The organism is Haemophilus haemolyticus, from assembly GCF_003351405.1.
GTDB lineage: Bacteria > Pseudomonadota > Gammaproteobacteria > Enterobacterales > Pasteurellaceae > Haemophilus > Haemophilus haemolyticus_N.
The window spans coordinates 876,741-894,611 of the sequence record NZ_CP031240.1; the positions used below are offsets into that span (position 1 = coordinate 876,741).

The following is a 17,871-nucleotide window of genomic DNA, read 5'->3' on the forward strand; positions in this document are numbered from 1 at the left end:
TTTAATTCTTTTTGGGGGTATAATAATACTGTATATAATTACAAACGGGGAGGGGTTATGCTTAATAAATTTTCACGCTTCATCCTTACTGCAAGTAGTGTATCACCAGTATGTGGAACTATTGCGTTTCTTGTATGGGTAAAAAGAGATCATGAAACATGGAATCTATTAGAACATTTTCTAAATTGGCAATTTAATAATAATGAAGTTCTATTTTTAATTTCTATAGTATTGTTTATTCTTAGTATAGCTTTGTTTCCTATAGTATTTTTTTACGCTAAAAGAGAAGAAATATGGAGTCATCCTATAGAAATAAGAATAAACTCTATAAAGTCAAAAAATAGTGAAATGACGAGTTATTTATTAGGATACTTATTCCCTTTAATCGCTGGTGGAGATCTATTTTCAAATATTTATATTGCTTCTTTTTTTTATGTAATAATGTTTTTTGCAGTATGGTTTTCAGATACATATGGGTTTAATCCAGTTCTTGCTCTATTAAAATATAAATTTTATGAAGCAGATAGTGAACAAGGGATAGGATTAACTATAATAACTAAAGGACCTATTCATGACCTAAAAGAAAATATGAATATGGTTCAATTGACAGATTATGCTTATATGCAAGTTATGGAGGAATTATGAAATTTTTTGCAATATTGCAAGGCGAGCAGTTTGCTTCTAGAGTAATGAGATTTAAATTAGATCAGACGGCGGAGTCTCTGATAAAGAATATTCTTACAGAAGCTGTAAGTAAATTTGAATTAGCTAATACAGAGATCCCATTTTCTGCAGACTATACTCCAAGCCAGAATGAGTTATTTATCATAGATGATTTTAATAGTGGAATTGATCTCAATGCTCTTTTAGAAAATCCTACTGGAATTCCTATACTCCAATTAGAAGGAGGAAGTGATAGTTTGTCATTAAATGATATCGTGGGAATTATTGCTACTGACATTCCAAATAACAGAGTATTAATACAGTATTTTGAAAAAAGAAATATCATTGAGCTATCTCGATCTATTATTCAAAGATTGGTAAATAATCGTTATGAGTTTGTGGCAGCTACTTCTAATGGAATTTCGATACCAACAGATATATTAGCTATTCTAGATCATAATAAAAAATTAAAGTTCAGATCTTTTCAGAGATTAAGACATATCTTTGATATGGATTCGTATTTTAAAGAAGCTACAGATGAAGAGCTAAATAATTTTGTTAATAATTGTTCAAAATTAGAAGTAATACAAGGTTTCGATATACAAGAAATTGATGACACAATGATTAGAAAAAAAATAGCTATAATAAATAAAGCTGATATTTTAAATAATTACAGCGTGGATGAATTAAAAGTCGCTGCTCATAGCATTGGTTATCCCTTACCATTGAATCAATCAGGAGATAAAATTCAATTACCAAATAATAAAAAACAATTTAAAGATCTTCTCCAATTTTTAAGTTCCAATATCTATGAAGATCCTATTTCACACGCAACAAGAATAACGAATTCTAGTCGTTTATATACAAATTAGAATTTTGATACTATTAATATAAGGTAGTTCAAACACAAATGTCAGTGCTACCTTTCCTTATTTGCTTCCCCTATGATGGTGCAAGCGTCCTCGCTTGTGCCTCTCAACTAAAAGTGCGGTCAAAAAATCCAACGGATTTTAAATATTAGTTCTGCCAACGGTTATGCGTAGAATTCACATGTTTTTATTAGACAGCACCAACGAGGATGCTGGCGCTATCTATCTTTATCAGCTCATCTCTGTTGGCGCACGCTTCCTAGCGTGTGCCTAATTTCACTAAAAAACACCTGAAAAACTGACCGCACTTTAATTTCCAAGGCACGCGTTAAGAAAGGCGCACCAACGTGAGCATTAGTCACCAAAAGTGCGGTTAAAATTTCCAGCGTTTTTATATTTACTGCAACAACCAATCCACCACATACATCACTTCAATTCCCTCAATCTCCGTTTTTTCGTAATATTTCCCCGTAATTAAGATCTTCTTATAGTTATCTTTAATATGCAAAAGATTATCTGTTTCGTGGGTATTTTCAGGGATTTCAAAGGCGACTTGCACATACAAAATCTCATCGGCTTTTCGGGAGATAAAATCAATTTCTTTGCTGTCAAGTTTACCGACATCTACGGTATAACCACGTCTGAGTAATTCAATAAAGACGATATTTTCTAGTCGATTGGCATAATTCGCGCCTTTTTTGCCGATAGCGTGTCGTCTTAACCCGTTATCCACAATAAAATATTTGGCATTGGTTTTTAAATAACCTTTTCCGCGAATATCGTATTGTTTTGCTTTATAAAAAAGAAAGGCATTTTCTAACAGATCAAGATATTTGCTGATCGTGTGGTTTGAGGTGGGGACACGTTCGGACGTGAGCGTGTTGCTAATTTTGCTCGGATTCACCAACTGCCCTACATTATCCGCCAGAAAGAGAATCACGCTTTTAAGAATATGCGTGTCTTTCACGCCGGCTCGATGCGCAATGTCATTCAGCACGATGGAATCAAAAATACCTGATAAAATCGTTTCTTTTAAAGGTTCATCAGCAATGGCGACACTGGGGAAACCGCCGTATTTTTCGTATTCCGAATAGAGTTTATCCACCAATCTTGATTGGCTATCCACATTTTTAGAACGTAAAAATTCTTTAAAAGAAAGCGGATAAATTTTGATTTCCACATATCGACCGCTTAACAGCGTCGCAAGCTCACCGGAAAGCAAGTTGGCATTGGAACCCGTAATCACAATGTCAGTGTTAAAACTCACGCGAAGCGCATTGACAATTTTTTGCCAACCTTCCACAAACTGAATTTCATCAATCAACAAGTAGATTTTCTCTTGAGAGGACGGCATTTTTTCTTGAATAAGCTGTTGGAAGTCTTGAGCGTCTTTCACCCATTGATATTCAAAAGATTCAAAATTGAGATAAAGAATATTTTCGGAAGCAATGCCTTGTTGTTGAAGGTAATCACGGTATTGCATGAGTAGCACTGATTTACCGGAACGACGAACACCAGAGATCACTTTGATAAAATCGGTATCTTTAAATTGAATCAGTTGCTGTAAATAATTTTCACGAGAGATCATAGTTTTACTCATTGGAAGTTAATTTCATATTTGTAAAAAGTGTACAAAAATTGGAAGTTAATTTCTATATTTTATTTTTTTATGTGTGTTTGGAATTACATTTCCAGTTTTTATTGCATTTTTTAGTCTCATTCCTATCCCTTGCACTATCCCCAATTTCCGCTATCATACGCGCTTTCTTATTTCTCGGAATTTTGTATTTATGAATAAATTAAAGATGACGTTGTTTGTGGGAGCTCTTGTGAGTTTATTTGCTTGTACTACAACACATCAGCCGAAGAAGACGGTTAAATCTCGATTTTTAAAGAATAATATTAGCCAAGCTGAGTTAAATAATTCTGTTAATTACAAGCCATATCATTATCGTTGTAATAATAAAGAAACTGGGGGGATTTCTCATTTGACGACTTATTTCCCTCTGTCGCGTGAAAGCCGTATGAAAGATAACTTCGGGTTTTATTTTCAGTTAGATAATGGCAAGGCGGTGCCTTTTGATCATTCATATACGCTGACACTGAATGCGCGCGGTACAAAATTTGAAGTGGTTTATCGTTCGTATGATCCGATTCAAGGAAGTTATGTGGATTTAATCGCGCGATCTCAAAGTTCCATTTACTACAAGAATCAACAAGGCAAGCAAGTTCCTTGGTTGATTTGTAAGGGAGGTTGATTTTTCTCGAAAATAACTTTTACTTTCAGCAAAATGAGAAATTGGAATTAGTTTTCCAATTTCTCTATCCCATAAATTTCTTTTCTTTCTACATCAAATTTCACGCTTATATCAAAGGCTTGTGCAAGATTCGCTGAATTTAGCACCGCTTGTGTTTTGCCTGTCGCAATGATTTTCCCCTTGTCGAGCAAAATCACTTCATCACAGTATTTATATGCAAGAGATAAATGATGGATCGCTACAACGCAAGTATGCTGTGGCGTGAGCGATTTTAATTGTTCCATCATATCTATTTGATAATAGGGATCGAGTGGTGCGATAGGTTCATCGGCAAGCAATAGCGGCGCATTTTTGATACAACAACGAGCGAGTTGCACTCGTGCTTTTTCTCCGCCTGATAGTTTCTGAAAGGATTTATTAAGCAAATGTGCAATCGAAAATTTTTGTGAAATCTCCGTGATTTTTGACCGCTCTTTTACTGAGGATAATGGTGAATTTAAGCCGAGAGCAATGACATCATAAACCGATAAATCCCAATGGATATTGGTATCTTGCGCTAGATAAGCGAGTTGCTGGCTTTTTGCAGTTGTACTCATTTTGCTTAATGGGCTGTTTCCAAAATAAATTTCACCTTTTGCAATAGGTAAAATTCCTGCGATCGTTTTGAGTAAAGTTGATTTACCCGCACCATTTGCGCCCATAATGCCGATAAGTTTTCCTTTAGGAAGCGTGCAGCTGATATTGTTTAAGCCATAAGGCTGAGAAAGGTTTTCGATTCTAATCATTATCTTGCCAACTTGCGTTGCTCCGTAATTAAAATCCAAATTAAGCAAGGTGCGCCAATGATTGCGATAAGCGTGCCAATATAAATATGTGAGAAGATTGGAATATATTGCACGTAAAGATCCGCAATAAGTAGCAATAATGCGCCAAGTAATGCACTGGTAATGTAAAGTTGCGAAGGACGTTTTTTTAGCAGAAGGCGAGCAAAGTGCGGTGCGATTAAGCCAATAAAACCGATAGTGCCTGTTTGCGGAATCGTTGCACCCACTAATAATGCTACGCCAAAGGTTGTGACGAAAAAGCTACGTTTAGGATTCACGCCCATTGTGCTTGCGGTTTCTTCACCAAAAGTGAGCAAGTCAATATAGCGGCGTTCACGATATAAACAGAACAATCCCAATAATACGATTGGAAATGAAATGAGTAGCGTGTCAAGTTTTGCCCACACAAGAGAGCCTTGTAGCCAGCGGTAGAGTTCAGCTAACGCCCACGGGCTTTCTGCATTCGAAAGTAGCAATGCAACGGAAGCAGAGAGCAACATATTGACGGCTAAACCACTTAAAATCATCGCCGTTGTACCATGATTTTTAGCGATCAAATAAACCAATAAAAAACTAGATAACGCTCCAGCTACACCGCCAATAAGCAACAGACTTAAGGGTACGGAAAAATAGTAAAGCAAAAAGACACTGGTGGTGGTTGCACCGGCACTACTTCCCAATAATCCAGGACTTGCCAGTGGATTTTGGAATATCCCCTGCATTGCATTGCCCGCTAAAGCAAGACTTGCGCCAGTTAAAATAGCTAATCCGAGGCGCGGTAGGCGAATATCAAGCAATACAAGAGAGCGCATATCCGTGAGCACACCATCGGCATTTTTGAGATGAGCAAAATCGCCGAGCTGATGATAAATTGCAAACCCGCTAATCAACAGCAACGCTAAGAAAAGTGCGGTATTTAATTTGAGTGTCTTGGTCAATGATTAATTTCCTATGTAATTCAAATGTCATTTTAACTGTTGATAAATCTTCTCTGCCCCTTGCCACACGCCGTGATCAAAGCAATAAGTATGTTTCATTGGAATACGAAAGTGCGGTCGATTTTTAAAAAGATTTTGCAAAAGCGGATGTTTAAGCAATTCCGCTTGTTCGTTATAACTTTGTTGGTCGCTGATTTCAATCAACACGTTGGGTTCACCTCGTAACACTTTTTCGAGAGAAAAATTTTGTGCCGTAAGCGGTATTTTTAGCGGGGTTAAGCCTAGCAAGTTAAGTAAAGTGGGATACTGTGGCGTATAAGTTTCTACAATACCGGTATCTGAAAGTATTAATGTGTCAGTGAGTGATAGATTGAGGCGAGAATCCTGTAATTTAAGTTTATCGATTAAAGATTTCGCATGCGTTTCGTTACCCGTAAGTTTGCCTAAGTGCAATATTAGCCCAAATAATTCTTCTGCCGTTTGTGGCGTGTCATTAATTGGTTCAATTTTTGCCCCGAGTTTTTTCAAATCTTCTACAAGTTGTGGATAAAAGGTTTCATTGATAAGAAACGTTTTATCGAGATAGGGCAATAATGCAGTGAGTTGTGGCTCAAGTGTTGGCTTATCCACATTGAGTTTATCCAACATCATCAATGGATTTTTAGAATAAGGCGACTGTGCGGCAATTTGCTCAGGACGCGCAATTTCCGACAAAAGACGATCGCTACAAAGCGTGAGCGAGACAAATTGCTCCGACGCATGCGAAGTCAAGGGCAAGAAAAGTGCGGTTAAAATCAAACGAGTTTTTTGCATATAGATAATGATACGCTACGCCATCAAGAATGTAAAAAGGCGTGCTAAGCACGCCCTTATAGGTGGGTAATAATTAGAACGATCCTTTCAATCCAACGTAAACATTACGTCCGTCTTGACCGTAGCCAAGTACATTTTCGTATTTTTTATTGAATACGTTGTTAAGGTTTGCATAAATCGTCAAACTATCCGCCACTTTATAGTTCACGCCTAAGTTTGCCAAGGTGTAAGATGGCAATTTCACTTTATGCGTTGTGTAGGTCGGAGAATAGTAGGTATCCATGCGTTTGCCTGTGTAAGATACATTTACATCTGCACCTAATTTTTCAGTGATTTGGTATGCTACGCCCACGTTCGCCAAATGTTTTGGACGACGTGCTAATTCAGCACCTTTACTGTCTCGGGTTTGAGTGTAGGTGTAGTTTGCATAAGTAGTTAATGTGTCGGTAATTTTGCCGTTATAAGCTACTTCAATGCCTTTAACTTTACTAATACCTTCAAGGTTTATCGCTTGGCTTGCATAAGTAGTAAAGTTGATCACTTTGCTGCTAATTGCGTTTTTCACATTACGAGCGAAATAAGTTACATCAAAGCTGTGACGATCATCATTGGTTTCAAATAAGAAGCCAACATCGCCACCTAAACTTTTCTCAGGTTGTAAATTCGGGTTGCCGATATAGCGTGCGTTGTAACCGTAATATTCAGTGATCGTTGGGTTTTGAATAGCTGAACCAAAACTTGCGTGTGCTTTCACGTTATTGTGTAAACGGTAAGCTCCTGCGATACGGCCAGTCCATGAGTTTTCGTATTCAGAGCTGTCAGTGTAACGGCCGCTAATATTTAAGCTGTGATCTGCATCGTGTAATAGACGATATTCAGTTGCTAAGCTTTTCTCAACAAGCTTCTTATTGCCAGCATTGTTGAAATAAGACGAGTTAAAATCTGTTTTTTGATAGTCAGTTAAGAAGCTTAAACCTTGTGTGAGAGTGCCTTCACGATCAAAATTGACGTCTAATTGATAGTTTGCATTGAGTTTTTTCGCATCGTAAGCCGATGTGTATCCAACGGTATCACTGTCAGTTTTGATATGACTTACACCCACTTTGTGTTTAAGCAATTCATCATCGTTACCCAAGAAACCACTTAATTTGAATAAGGTTTCACGTGTGCGGGTGTAGTGGCCTTTTTCATCCGTTGCGCTGTTATCAAAGTTAGCGGTTTGGCTGCTGTGAGAGGTTAATAAATCAAAACCTTTTTGGTTATCGTCATAGCCGAAACGAAGAGAAGCATTATCACGGTGGAATTTGTCGCGTTCGGTTGAACCACCAGTACTCACTGCTGTGCCATCTTGCGCAGTGTAGTTAAAGCGGTTTTTGCTGAGTGCTGAAATGCCTTTGGTATGGTGGCTGTCACCGTGTAAAGCATAATAGAAACCGTTGTTTGAACCTGAAAGGGTTAATGAACCATCTACCGTACGATTAGAGCCTGTGCCAAAATCGTAATCGACATTGAAGATTTTGCCTTTTTCTAGGCCTTTCTTCGTGGTGATATAAATTACACCACCCATGGCATCACTTCCCCAAAGGGCAGATTGTTCGCCACGTAATACTTCGATGCGGTCAATGTTACTTAATGCTAAGCCACCGAAATCAAAGCCATAACCAGAAACAGGATTCACTTTCACACCATCAATAATGACTGCGGTGTGGTTTGCATCCGCACCACGTAAAAATACGTTGGTCAATGTGCCACGACCACCAGAGGCGCTCACAGCTAGGCTTGGCACAGTTTTTAATACATCACTTACATAAGTCGCATTACGTACTGCAAAATCTTTTTCTGTTAATACGGTAACAGACGACGCTGTTTGGTGAAGGCTGATAGGGGTTGCGGATGCTGAATACACATTGATCGGTTCAAGCTCGGTTTTGGTTTCAGCTTGTACAAAAGCCGATGCACTCAATAAAAGTGCGGTAGTAATTAAGTTAGTTTTCATTAAGTTGGTTCCTCTTTTTAAAAAGTGCGCTATTTTGGCACAATAGAAATTCATTTCCTAGTTGAGAATTTTCATTTACTTTAAAAATTCTGTTCATTTTGTAAAAAAATTCGTTTTTTGACCGCACTTTTTCACCTTTATCCGCCTTGCGCTTTCAAGTATAATGCGGGCATTTTTAATCACATTAGATCAACGATTATGAGCACAAAATTTAACGTAAAAACATTCCAGGGTATGATTTTAGCCTTGCAAGAATATTGGGCAAACCAAGGCTGCACCATTGTGCAACCTTTTGATATGGAAGTGGGCGCAGGTACCTCTCACCCAATGACCGCATTACGCGCATTAGGTCCAGAGCCGATGGCATTTGCTTATGTGCAACCTTCACGCCGCCCGACAGATGGTCGATATGGCGAAAACCCAAACCGTTTACAACACTACTACCAGTTCCAAGTGGTGATCAAACCTTCTCCAGATAACATTCAAGAACTCTATTTAGGTTCCCTTGAAATGCTTGGTTTCGACCCGACCAAAAACGACATTCGTTTCGTAGAAGATAACTGGGAAAACCCAACCTTAGGTGCATGGGGCTTGGGCTGGGAAGTATGGCTAAACGGCATGGAAGTGACCCAGTTTACCTATTTCCAACAAGTGGGTGGCTTAGAATGTAAACCTGTAACGGGCGAAGTGACTTACGGTTTAGAGCGTTTGGCAATGTACATTCAAGGCGTCGATTCTGTGTATGACTTAGTTTGGTCTGACGGTCCATTAGGCAAAACCACTTATGGCGATGTTTTCCATCAAAATGAAGTTGAGCAATCAACCTATAACTTTGAACACGCAAACACAGATTTCTTATTCTACTGCTTCGATCAATACGAAAAAGAAGCACAAGAGTTATTAGCCTTAGAAAAACCGTTACCATTGCCAGCTTATGAGCGTATTTTGAAAGCAGCACACAGCTTTAACTTATTAGATGCGCGTAAAGCGATTTCAGTGACCGAACGCCAACGCTATATTTTACGCATTCGTGCCTTAACTAAAGGCGTGGCAGAAGCGTACTATGCTAGCCGTGAAGCCTTAGGTTTCCCTGGTTGTAAAAAATAAGGCTTAAACAAATTCACAAAAGTGCGGTGAAATTTGACCGCACTTCAGGAGAGCAAAATGAGAAAACCAATTCTTTTTTATGCAGAAACATGCCCAGATACCGCACCATTTGTCGCGGAGTTGGATCGCTTAGGCGTGGATTACGATGAAGCAGAAATAATGACTTCATTACCTAATCTCAAACAATTCATTCGTTTACGCGATAGTAATGCAGAATTTAATAACTCGAAAGCAAATGGCTATTTAGGTATTCCTGCGTTGTTATTACTAAATGGCGATGTTGTTTTAGATGAATCCAAATTAAAAGAGATTTTCTAAAGTGATAAAAAAAACGTTAGCTCTTGCAACTTCAGCGATGATTTTGACCGCTTGTAGCAATGCGCAACCACAAGCTGAAATGCTAACTCTGGGCGGTGAAACAGATGCTCACGGTTGCTTACCAAGTGCGGGACAGTCTTATTCTTATTTGAAAAAAGCCTGTGTACAAGTGTTTGATATGGCGGATATTAAGCTAGACGATCCTGCGAATAAAACCCAAGCGGTTTATGGCATTCTTTCGGAAGATAAACAACAGGTTGAAGTGTTTGCTTCTGATTTGCCTGAAAATACGATTTTAGATGTGGTAAAAGGCGGATATGTCTCCAAAGATGGCAAAGTGCGTTTAATGAAAACCAAGAAAAGTTGGAAGATTAGTAAGTAATGAAGAAGGTCAGTTTTTTACAATTTTTATTTAAAATTGGTGATGACTATTTAATGTTTTTGCGAAATTTAACACCCGCTGTGTTGTTTTTATCACTGGCGTTATTTATGTATTCTGAGCTGAATTGGACACATTGGGCGTGGAGTAATGTGCTAGTGCTGTTTTTAAGTTTGGCTTCAGGATTTATTGCACTCAGCGTCATGGTAATAAATACTGTCGCTTTTGTACGCGAGATGCTGAAAACCTTAAGAACACTAAGCGGAGAGAGCGAACTTGATGAAAATATTGGTACGCTCGCATTATTTAAAATGCTCTGGGTGGAGAGCAACAGTAAACAACTAATCTTTTTTGCGGTAGTCAATATTGTTGCAGTATTTATGGTGTTAGCTTACGGCACCAAATATGCCTTGAATTTTTATAGCTCAATTTCAACATTAAATGATTAGGTATCGAATATGAAAAAAATAACCCTAAAATTCACCGCACTTTTGCTTGGCTCAGTTTTAGCAAGTAGTGCGTTTGCAACAGAAAATGGTCAAACTTCCTCAAGTTCTGATTATGAATTAGAGAAAGTATTGATTTTCAGCCGACACGGATTGCGTTCACCAGTGGAAAAAGATCCGCAAGAAATGGCGAAATATTCCCCGTATGAATGGGCAAAATGGAATGTACCATCTGGCTATCTCACTGCAAAAGGGACGGTGCTAGAAACCTATTTCGGACAGTATTTAGGTCAATGGCTTGCAGATAAAGGGTTACTAACAACAGAACGTTGTGCATCGGGCGAAGGCATTTTTGCTTATGCAAATGGTGTGCAACGCACCATTGCAACAGGGCAAGCGATTGTTTCTGGTGCATTTGCGGGCTGTAATGTTCAACTGCAACATCACGGTAAAATTGGTTCTGAAAAAGATCCGATTTTTAATACACAGGCGCACAATCCAAGTAAAGCCTTGATTGAATCTGCAAAAAATAACGTTGATTTAACCGCTTTACAGCAAAAATTAGCACCGAATTATGCGTTATTAAGTGAAATTATCGATTATAAAAATTCACCAAACTGCTTACAAAAAGGCGAATGTGATTTAGGTGGAAAAGTCGGTGAATACAGTATTAAAGACGGTAAGTCGGTAAAAATTACGGGTTCTATCAGCACCGGAAAGAAAATTGTCAGTGCGTTATTGCTCGCACATTATGTGGGTAAGCCTGATTCAGAAATCGCAAACGGCCGCGTGGATAGCCAAGAAAAATGGCGTGCGATTAACGAAATTAAAAACGAATATTACCGCACTTTATTTAAAAACAACGAAACGTTAGCACAAAATGCGTCATATCCGTTATTGGCATTTATTCAGCAACAGCTAAATAGCGAAAACAAAATTAATTTATTGGTTGGACACGATTCTAATATCGTCGCTCTGCTTGCAGCACTAGGTGTTGAGCCTTATGAGTTGAATGATTCATTGGAAAATATCCCAATCGGCGGTAAGTTGCTATTTGAAGTGTGGAAACATAAACCAAGTGGTAAGCTCAAATTTAAGTTGGATTATGTGTATCAAACCACTGAACAGTTGATTAACATTACGCCACTAAGTTTAGCGATGCCACCAAACCAAACAGCATTAACCCTCAAAGGCTGTAAAAAAGATGAAAATGGTTTTTGTGATTACGAGCGTTTTCAACAGGTGTTGAGTGAGAGTGTTGGAAACAGCAAGCTATCGGGAAGTAGATAATTCTGATATTCATATCGCGGAATATATGACGGTGTTGCCAAGTAAAGAAGTATTGGAGCAACGATTGCATTTGGCGGTGGAAAGAACGGTTATTTACCAAAATAATTGTAGGGTGTGTGAAATAAAGCTTAACACACATAAAAGTGTATCATTTTCGTGTACGTGCATTGTGGCCATTTATATACCAGATAGATTTATTATATACATATTTTTATATATTTAAGAGGAAAGAATATATGGAACATCCAGAAAAGTTATTTGATCTAGTTTATTTCCATGAGATGGATAAAAAATTAGATGAACTATCTTCCTTGGCGGAAAAGGAAAACTGGGATTATCAATATACAAAGACTAACCAGAATAAACCAGTATTATTCAATTATTTACAATATACATATCAAAGATTATCACAGGAAGAGAAGATTGAAATTTCATCTTGTGGGCAATGGTTGACATTTAATACAGGATTAGTGACCGACAATCAAGAATCGATATTCATTTTGTGTGAAAAGAGTAACCATCATTCTCCTAGAGCTCCTTGGCTTTTTAAAGCTTGGAAAAGAAAAGGAGAATATGAAATGCAGAAGTTTCAGACTCTACCCGATATGGCTCATTATTTTGATGACCCATCCCTATTGGTTTTTGATTGTAGAAAAGAGTTAATACCTAATATTGAGCATATGATCGCAGACAATAAGGATAGATTTCCAGAACCATTCAATAGTATGCCAGATTTTACTTTGCAAACTTTACTGAATGGGGCTATAGATAATGCGAAAGAAAGAGTTAGAAGGAACTATAAAACGGCAATTCCTCATTACTATAAGAATAAAGTTCAATTGCTTCTTCCTTTATGTTTGAGTAAGCCAGGAAGGGCTGATTTAGCAATAGTTGTTGAATATATTAAAACTAGTAATGCTTATAGAGCAGCTACCTGTTTAACGCTTGATATGGCATATAATAATGCTAGACAATTAGCTAGACCTGATAGAGATTGGTTAATCCCATAGTATTAAGAGAATCTAAAATGACAACCCAAAACTTCCTAGTAGAAATCGGCACAGAAGAGCTGCCACCAAAAGCTCTCAAAACATTAGCGACCTCTTTTGCGGATAATGTTGAGGCGGAATTAAACCAAGCGGGTTTATCATTCGATAAAATCGAATGGTTTGCAGCGCCGCGTCGTTTGGCGGTGAAAGTGTTGAACTTAGCCACACAACAACCAAGCAAAGAAATTGAAAAACGCGGGCCGGCAGTTTCAGCTGCCTTTGATACAGAAGGCAAACCAACTAAAGCGGCAGAAGGCTGGGCGCGTGGTTGTGGAATTACCGTTGAGCAAGCAGAGAGCATTGCCACTGATAAAGGTGAATGGTTAGTTCACCGTGCAAAAATTGAAGGTCAGCCGACCAAAAACTTGCTGAACGATATTGTGGCAAATGCGTTGGCGAAATTGCCAATTCCAAAACCAATGCGTTGGGCTGACAAAACAGTGCAGTTTATTCGTCCAGTTCATACCGTGACTATGTTGTTAGGTGATGAGTTAATTGAAGGCGAAATTTTAGGTGTGGCAAGTGCTCGCACTATTCGCGGTCACCGTTTCTTAGGCGAGAAAGAATTTGAAATTCAACACGCAGACCAATATTCGCAATTATTGCGTGAAAAAGGTTCTGTAGTAGCAGATTTCAACGAGCGTAAAGCAGAAATTTTGGCAAAATCTCAAGCAAAAGCAACCGCACTTGGCGGCGTGGCTGATATTGAAGAAAGTCTGCTTGAAGAAGTGACTTCGTTGGTAGAATATCCAAACGTTTTAGCGGCTAAATTTGAAGAACGCTTCTTAGCGGTGCCTGCGGAAGCCTTGGTTTACACCATGAAAGGTGACCAAAAATATTTCCCGATTTATGACAAAGACGGCAAATTATTACCGCACTTTATTTTTGTCTCGAACATCAACCCTGAAGATCCAACGGCAATTATCGAAGGGAACGAAAAAGTGGTTCGCCCACGTTTAACCGATGCGGAATTCTTCTTCAAAACCGACTTAAAACAAAAACTGGTTGATCGTTTACCACGTTTAGAAACCGTATTGTTCCAACAACAACTCGGTACATTGAAAGACAAAACTGACCGCATTGAGCAACTGGCAGGCGAAATTGCAAAACAAATCGGTGCAGATGAAGCGAAAGCAAAACGTGCAGGTTTACTGTCAAAATGTGACTTAATGACCAACATGGTATTCGAATTCACTGATACGCAAGGCGTAATGGGCATGCACTATGCTCGTCATGATGGTGAAGATGAAGAAGTAGCAGTGGCGTTAAACGAACAATATATGCCACGTTTTGCGGGTGATGAGTTACCAAAATCACTCGTTGCAAGTGCGGTCGCTTTAGCGGATAAATTTGACACTTTAACGGGTATCTTCGGCATCGGCCAAGCACCAAAAGGTAGCGCAGACCCATTTGCACTTCGTCGTGCGGCATTAGGTGCATTACGTATTATCGTAGAGAAAAATTTACCACTAGATTTAGAAGATTTAGTGAAAAAATCAGCCGCACTTTTCGGTGATAAACTTACCAATCAAAATGTGGTCGCCGATGTGGTGGACTTCATGCTTGGTCGTTTCCGTGCATGGTATCAAGATGAAGGCATTGCAGTGGATGTGATTCAAGCCGTATTGGCACGTCGTCCAACTCGCCCTGCTGATTTTGATGCGCGCGTACGTGCAGTATCACACTTCCGTACTTTAGATTCAGCGGAAGCGTTAGCAGCAGCAAACAAACGTGTAAGTAATATCTTAGCCAAAGCAGATGCTGCAATTGGCGAGATCAATTTGACCGCTTGCGTAGAACCAGCAGAAAAAGCCCTTGCTGAAGCGGTACTTGCATTACGCACTGAAGTACAACCGTTTATCGCACAAGGCGATTACACCGCAGTATTAGATAAATTAGCAAACTTACGCGCACCAGTGGACAGTTTCTTTGATAACGTGATGGTAAATGCCGAAGATCCTGCATTACGTCAAAACCGCTTAGCGATTTTAAATACGTTACAAAACTTGTTCTTACAGGTAGCAAATATTTCTGTTTTACAATAATGATTTAATGCCCAGAAATGGGCTTTTAAATTTCGATTCTAATCAAAAAAGAAAATTATGCTTGAACAAACAAACAAACAAACAAACAAACAAACAAACAAACAAACAAACAAACAAACAAACAAACAAATAAAAGGGTACGTCATTAATTTGAATCGTTCTCCTGAACGATTAAGAAAGTTTTTTTCTCAAGCTTCAGCAAATTTATTTACGCGTATGCCCGCTGTTGATAAGAAATTACTTGAGCTATTTGATTTAGAAATTTTTTTTAATATTGCACAGTGTGAAAGTTTACTGGGACAGAAGATAACTTCAGGCGAAATTGCTTGTACCCTTTCCCATATTGCATGTTGGAAAGCAATTGCAAATGACGATGATTTACTGGAGCGAGATTTTGCTATTATTGCTGAAGATGATGTGCTCTTAAAAGATGATTTACAATCCTCACTTCAAAAAGTGATAGATGTTTTTGAAAACGGATATTTTTTGAACCAAGAAAATGTAGATTTAATTATTTTACAAAGTTTAGCCTTTGATTGGTTTAATTTAGATGAAAATTTCTGTCCTATGTATTATGGTTATAATAATCAGGGATCAAGTTTATATTTAATACGAAAATCTCTTGCAATTGAATTAACTGAAAACTTAAAAAAAGAAAAACCTTATTGGCTAGCTGATTGGTTTGAAGTTTTTTGTGATAAAGAAAGGGTAAGAGGGGTTAAGCCTCATTTGGGTTATATTATTGGAGGGCATAATGCACCTTCTGATTTAGAGGTGGATCGTCAAAGAGCAAGGTGTAATACGTAATAATTTGAGTACTCTCCATAATTAAATATTGCGTAACATTTAGAACACTTCTTTTAATAGTGATAAAAATGGATGATTAATTTTCCATCAATCATCCTTTCTTTTATAGACTTCAAGTGATTATTTCTCTATAATTTCCGCACTTTCCCCCCTTAGCTCAGTCGGTTAGAGCAGGCGACTCATAATCGCTTGGTCACTGGTTCAAGTCCGGTAGGGGGGACCATTCGACTTGTCAAATAACGTCTTTTCTGTCAAAAAACATCATAAAAACAGCATTTTATAATCAACCTTATTGTTGTTTTCGTCTTTTATTGTTTGTCATTGTTCGTTTTTATTGTTCCCTTAAATGTTCCCTCTTTATGAAGGAACAAAAACGAGGGAACAGAAGAACGGTAAATTTTTATTTATTAGGGCTTGAACAATGGCTAGAGACTTTTCAAAAAAATTCACTGATTCTTATATTCATGGAATTAAACTAACTAATAAAGAGCAACTATTTTCTGATAGAGATAAGGCTCGTATATTGGTTTATAAAACTTTAGATGAAGAGGCTTAATTTATCTTAAATATTTGCGTGTCTGATAATTTATCGTTCACGCATTGTATCTTCCATTTAGAAGCTTGCGTCATTTCTCACAGCTATCCTAATTTAATCCCCCTTATTTTCCCCTTTCCTTCTTATTCAAAATCAATTTTTATGCTTCTTTTCGTATTCTGTTCATTGAATTTTTTCATCAATGCAGTAAACTAGCCACCGATTTTTAATCACCCTTCTTTTCACTTTAAATGTTACCCGCGAGTAATAAAAGGACACATCATGACAAACAAAGTAAACAGTTATGGCTGGAAAGCCTTAATTGGCTCTGCCGTCGGCTATGCAATGGACGGTTTTGATCTTCTCATTTTAGGTTTCATGCTTAGTGCAATTTCCGCAGACTTAAGTCTAACACCCGCACAAGGTGGCTCTCTCGTGACATGGACGCTTATTGGTGCCGTATTTGGCGGCATTTTATTTGGCGCATTAAGCGATAAATACGGTCGTGTACGGGTACTTACTTGGACCATTCTTCTTTTTGCGGTATTTACTGGGTTGTGTGCGATTGCACAAGGTTACTGGGATTTACTGATTTATCGCACAATTGCTGGCATTGGCTTAGGCGGTGAATTTGGAATTGGGATGGCTCTAGCAGCAGAAGCATGGCCTGCACGTCACCGAGCTAAAGCAGCATCTTATGTTGCATTGGGTTGGCAAGCTGGTGTGTTAGGTGCCGCATTACTTACACCATTATTGCTCCCGCATATTGGCTGGCGTGGAATGTTCTTGGTGGGTATCTTCCCTGCATTTGTCGCTTGGTTCTTACGTTCTCATCTACACGAACCTGAAATTTTCACTCAAAAACAAACCGTACTTTCAACTCAATCCAGTTTTACTGATAAATTACGTTCATTCCAGCTTCTTATTAAAGATAAAGCCACGAGCAAAATTAGCCTTGGTATCGTTGTACTTACCTCCGTACAAAACTTCGGTTATTACGGCATTATGATTTGGTTACCTAATTTCTTATCAAAACAACTTGGGTTCAGTTTAACTAAATCTGGGCTTTGGACCGCCGTTACCGTCTGTGGCATGATGGCTGGCATTTGGATTTTCGGACAACTTGCTGACCGAATCGGGCGCAAACCAAGTTTCTTACTTTTCCAATTAGGAGCGGTGATAAGTATCGTGGTTTACTCACAACTTACGGATCCTGACATCATGCTTCTTGCTGGGGCATTTTTAGGTATGTTTGTGAACGGAATGATGGGTGGTTACGGTGCATTGATGGCAGAAGCCTATCCAACAGAAGCTCGAGCAACCGCACAAAACGTACTTTTCAATATTGGTCGTGCCGTAGGGGGATTTGGACCTGTGGTTGTAGGCGCGGTTGTACTTGCCTACTCTTTCCAAACTGCCATCGCCATACTTGCGATTATCTACGTAATTGATATGTTAGCGACAATTTTCTTAATCCCTGAATTAAAAGGTCAAGCCTTAGACTAAGAAAATATAAAAGATAAAAATGCTCGCC

General features: G+C 38.4%; 18 protein-coding genes and 1 tRNA gene. 14 read left to right on the top strand and 5 right to left on the bottom strand.

Annotated elements, in window-relative coordinates; translation table 11 throughout:
* Positions 1-57: 57 nt before the first annotated feature.
* Both DV427_RS04375 and DV427_RS04380 read left to right on the top strand, forming a co-directional pair.
* Positions 58-645 carry a hypothetical protein gene (locus DV427_RS04375; protein ID WP_114891429.1) on the top strand — a complete coding sequence of 196 codons (588 nt, stop codon included), beginning with the start codon at positions 58-60 and terminating at the stop codon, positions 643-645.
* On the top strand, positions 642-1,535 hold the full coding sequence (locus DV427_RS04380) for a hypothetical protein (protein ID WP_114891430.1): 894 nt from the start codon (positions 642-644) through the stop codon (positions 1,533-1,535). Before DV427_RS04375 ends, DV427_RS04380 begins: the two co-directional genes overlap by 4 nt.
* Before the next feature lie 394 nt (positions 1,536-1,929).
* Here the strand turns inward: DV427_RS04380 and DV427_RS04385 are convergent, their stop codons facing one another.
* Positions 1,930-3,132, bottom strand: coding sequence for an ATP-binding protein (locus DV427_RS04385; protein WP_114891431.1), 1,203 nt, complete (start codon positions 3,130-3,132; stop codon positions 1,930-1,932).
* A gap of 190 nt (positions 3,133-3,322) precedes the next feature.
* Between DV427_RS04385 and DV427_RS04390 the strand changes: the two genes are divergently transcribed.
* Entirely contained in the window at positions 3,323-3,790 is a 468-nt protein-coding gene (locus DV427_RS04390; RefSeq protein WP_114891432.1) for a hypothetical protein, read from the top strand.
* Between the two features lie 47 nt (positions 3,791-3,837).
* Here the strand turns inward: DV427_RS04390 and DV427_RS04395 are convergent, their stop codons facing one another.
* From DV427_RS04395 to DV427_RS04410, 4 genes are all read right to left on the bottom strand, one after another.
* The gene (locus tag DV427_RS04395) at positions 3,838-4,575 is read right to left on the bottom strand and encodes an ABC transporter ATP-binding protein (protein WP_114891433.1); all 738 of its coding nucleotides are present in this window, start codon (positions 4,573-4,575) and stop codon (positions 3,838-3,840) included.
* Entirely contained in the window at positions 4,575-5,552 is a 978-nt protein-coding gene (locus tag DV427_RS04400; protein WP_114891434.1) for a FecCD family ABC transporter permease, read from the bottom strand. The genes DV427_RS04395 and DV427_RS04400 overlap by 1 nt, the downstream gene beginning before the upstream one ends.
* A 27-nt stretch (positions 5,553-5,579) precedes the next feature.
* Positions 5,580-6,365, bottom strand: a complete 786-nt coding sequence (locus DV427_RS04405; protein WP_114891435.1) for a substrate-binding domain-containing protein — start codon at positions 6,363-6,365, stop codon at positions 5,580-5,582.
* Positions 6,366-6,438: 73 nt separating this feature from the next.
* Positions 6,439-8,361, bottom strand: a complete 1,923-nt coding sequence (locus DV427_RS04410; RefSeq protein WP_114891436.1) for a TonB-dependent receptor plug domain-containing protein — start codon at positions 8,359-8,361, stop codon at positions 6,439-6,441.
* A 198-nt stretch (positions 8,362-8,559) separates the two neighbouring features.
* On the opposite strand from DV427_RS04410, the gene glyQ reads away from it, so the two are divergent.
* The 11 genes from glyQ to DV427_RS04470 all read left to right on the top strand — a co-directional run bounded on the left by glyQ (position 8,560) and on the right by DV427_RS04470 (position 17,843).
* Positions 8,560-9,468, top strand: a complete 909-nt coding sequence (gene glyQ / locus DV427_RS04415; protein ID WP_005628151.1) for a glycine--tRNA ligase subunit alpha — start codon at positions 8,560-8,562, stop codon at positions 9,466-9,468.
* 57 nt (positions 9,469-9,525) lie between these two features.
* Positions 9,526-9,786 (top strand): hypothetical protein, encoded by a 261-nt coding sequence (locus DV427_RS04420; protein ID WP_114891437.1) that lies wholly within the window; start codon positions 9,526-9,528, stop codon positions 9,784-9,786.
* Between the two features lies 1 nt (position 9,787).
* On the top strand, positions 9,788-10,168 hold the full coding sequence (locus DV427_RS04425) for a hypothetical protein (RefSeq protein WP_114891438.1): 381 nt from the start codon (positions 9,788-9,790) through the stop codon (positions 10,166-10,168).
* Entirely contained in the window at positions 10,168-10,614 is a 447-nt protein-coding gene (locus tag DV427_RS04430) for a hypothetical protein (protein ID WP_114891439.1), read from the top strand. The genes DV427_RS04425 and DV427_RS04430 overlap by 1 nt, the downstream gene beginning before the upstream one ends.
* Before the next feature lie 9 nt (positions 10,615-10,623).
* Positions 10,624-11,901: a histidine-type phosphatase gene (locus tag DV427_RS04435; protein WP_114891440.1), complete on the top strand. Its 1,278-nt coding sequence runs from the start codon at positions 10,624-10,626 to the stop codon at positions 11,899-11,901.
* 236 nt (positions 11,902-12,137) lie between these two features.
* A complete protein-coding gene (locus tag DV427_RS04445; RefSeq protein ID WP_114891441.1) occupies positions 12,138-12,911 on the top strand; it encodes a DUF3825 domain-containing protein in 774 nt (257 codons plus the stop codon).
* A gap of 17 nt (positions 12,912-12,928) precedes the next feature.
* The gene (glyS, locus tag DV427_RS04450; protein WP_114891442.1) at positions 12,929-14,995 is read left to right on the top strand and encodes a glycine--tRNA ligase subunit beta; all 2,067 of its coding nucleotides are present in this window, start codon (positions 12,929-12,931) and stop codon (positions 14,993-14,995) included.
* A gap of 57 nt (positions 14,996-15,052) precedes the next feature.
* The gene (locus tag DV427_RS09480) at positions 15,053-15,802 is read left to right on the top strand and encodes a glycosyltransferase family 25 protein (protein ID WP_205334667.1); all 750 of its coding nucleotides are present in this window, start codon (positions 15,053-15,055) and stop codon (positions 15,800-15,802) included.
* 146 nt (positions 15,803-15,948) lie between these two features.
* Positions 15,949-16,025: transfer RNA gene (locus DV427_RS04460), tRNA-Ile, on the top strand.
* A 198-nt stretch (positions 16,026-16,223) separates the two neighbouring features.
* Positions 16,224-16,358 (top strand): hypothetical protein, encoded by a 135-nt coding sequence (locus DV427_RS09605; RefSeq protein ID WP_275895599.1) that lies wholly within the window; start codon positions 16,224-16,226, stop codon positions 16,356-16,358.
* A 261-nt stretch (positions 16,359-16,619) separates the two neighbouring features.
* Positions 16,620-17,843 (top strand): MFS transporter, encoded by a 1,224-nt coding sequence (locus tag DV427_RS04470; protein ID WP_114891443.1) that lies wholly within the window; start codon positions 16,620-16,622, stop codon positions 17,841-17,843.
* Positions 17,844-17,871 lie beyond the last annotated feature (28 nt).

Excerpts from the sequence above, each read along its gene's own strand:
- DV427_RS04375 (WP_114891429.1), top strand. The coding sequence starts at position 58 with ATGCTTAATAAATTTTCACGCTTCATCCTTACTGCAAGTAGTGTATCA.
- DV427_RS04380 (WP_114891430.1), top strand. The coding sequence starts at position 642 with ATGAAATTTTTTGCAATATTGCAAGGCGAGCAGTTTGCTTCTAGAGTA.
- DV427_RS04385 (WP_114891431.1), bottom strand. The coding sequence starts at position 3,132 with ATGAGTAAAACTATGATCTCTCGTGAAAATTATTTACAGCAACTGATT.
- DV427_RS04390 (WP_114891432.1), top strand. The coding sequence starts at position 3,323 with ATGAATAAATTAAAGATGACGTTGTTTGTGGGAGCTCTTGTGAGTTTA.
- DV427_RS04395 (WP_114891433.1), bottom strand. The coding sequence starts at position 4,575 with ATGATTAGAATCGAAAACCTTTCTCAGCCTTATGGCTTAAACAATATC.
- DV427_RS04405 (WP_114891435.1), bottom strand. The coding sequence starts at position 6,365 with ATGCAAAAAACTCGTTTGATTTTAACCGCACTTTTCTTGCCCTTGACT.
- DV427_RS04410 (WP_114891436.1), bottom strand. The coding sequence starts at position 8,361 with ATGAAAACTAACTTAATTACTACCGCACTTTTATTGAGTGCATCGGCT.
- glyQ (WP_005628151.1), top strand. The coding sequence starts at position 8,560 with ATGAGCACAAAATTTAACGTAAAAACATTCCAGGGTATGATTTTAGCC.
- DV427_RS04420 (WP_114891437.1), top strand. The coding sequence starts at position 9,526 with ATGAGAAAACCAATTCTTTTTTATGCAGAAACATGCCCAGATACCGCA.
- DV427_RS04430 (WP_114891439.1), top strand. The coding sequence starts at position 10,168 with ATGAAGAAGGTCAGTTTTTTACAATTTTTATTTAAAATTGGTGATGAC.
- DV427_RS04435 (WP_114891440.1), top strand. The coding sequence starts at position 10,624 with ATGAAAAAAATAACCCTAAAATTCACCGCACTTTTGCTTGGCTCAGTT.
- DV427_RS04445 (WP_114891441.1), top strand. The coding sequence starts at position 12,138 with ATGGAACATCCAGAAAAGTTATTTGATCTAGTTTATTTCCATGAGATG.
- glyS (WP_114891442.1), top strand. The coding sequence starts at position 12,929 with ATGACAACCCAAAACTTCCTAGTAGAAATCGGCACAGAAGAGCTGCCA.
- DV427_RS09480 (WP_205334667.1), top strand. The coding sequence starts at position 15,053 with ATGCTTGAACAAACAAACAAACAAACAAACAAACAAACAAACAAACAA.
- DV427_RS09605 (WP_275895599.1), top strand. The coding sequence starts at position 16,224 with ATGGCTAGAGACTTTTCAAAAAAATTCACTGATTCTTATATTCATGGA.
- DV427_RS04470 (WP_114891443.1), top strand. The coding sequence starts at position 16,620 with ATGACAAACAAAGTAAACAGTTATGGCTGGAAAGCCTTAATTGGCTCT.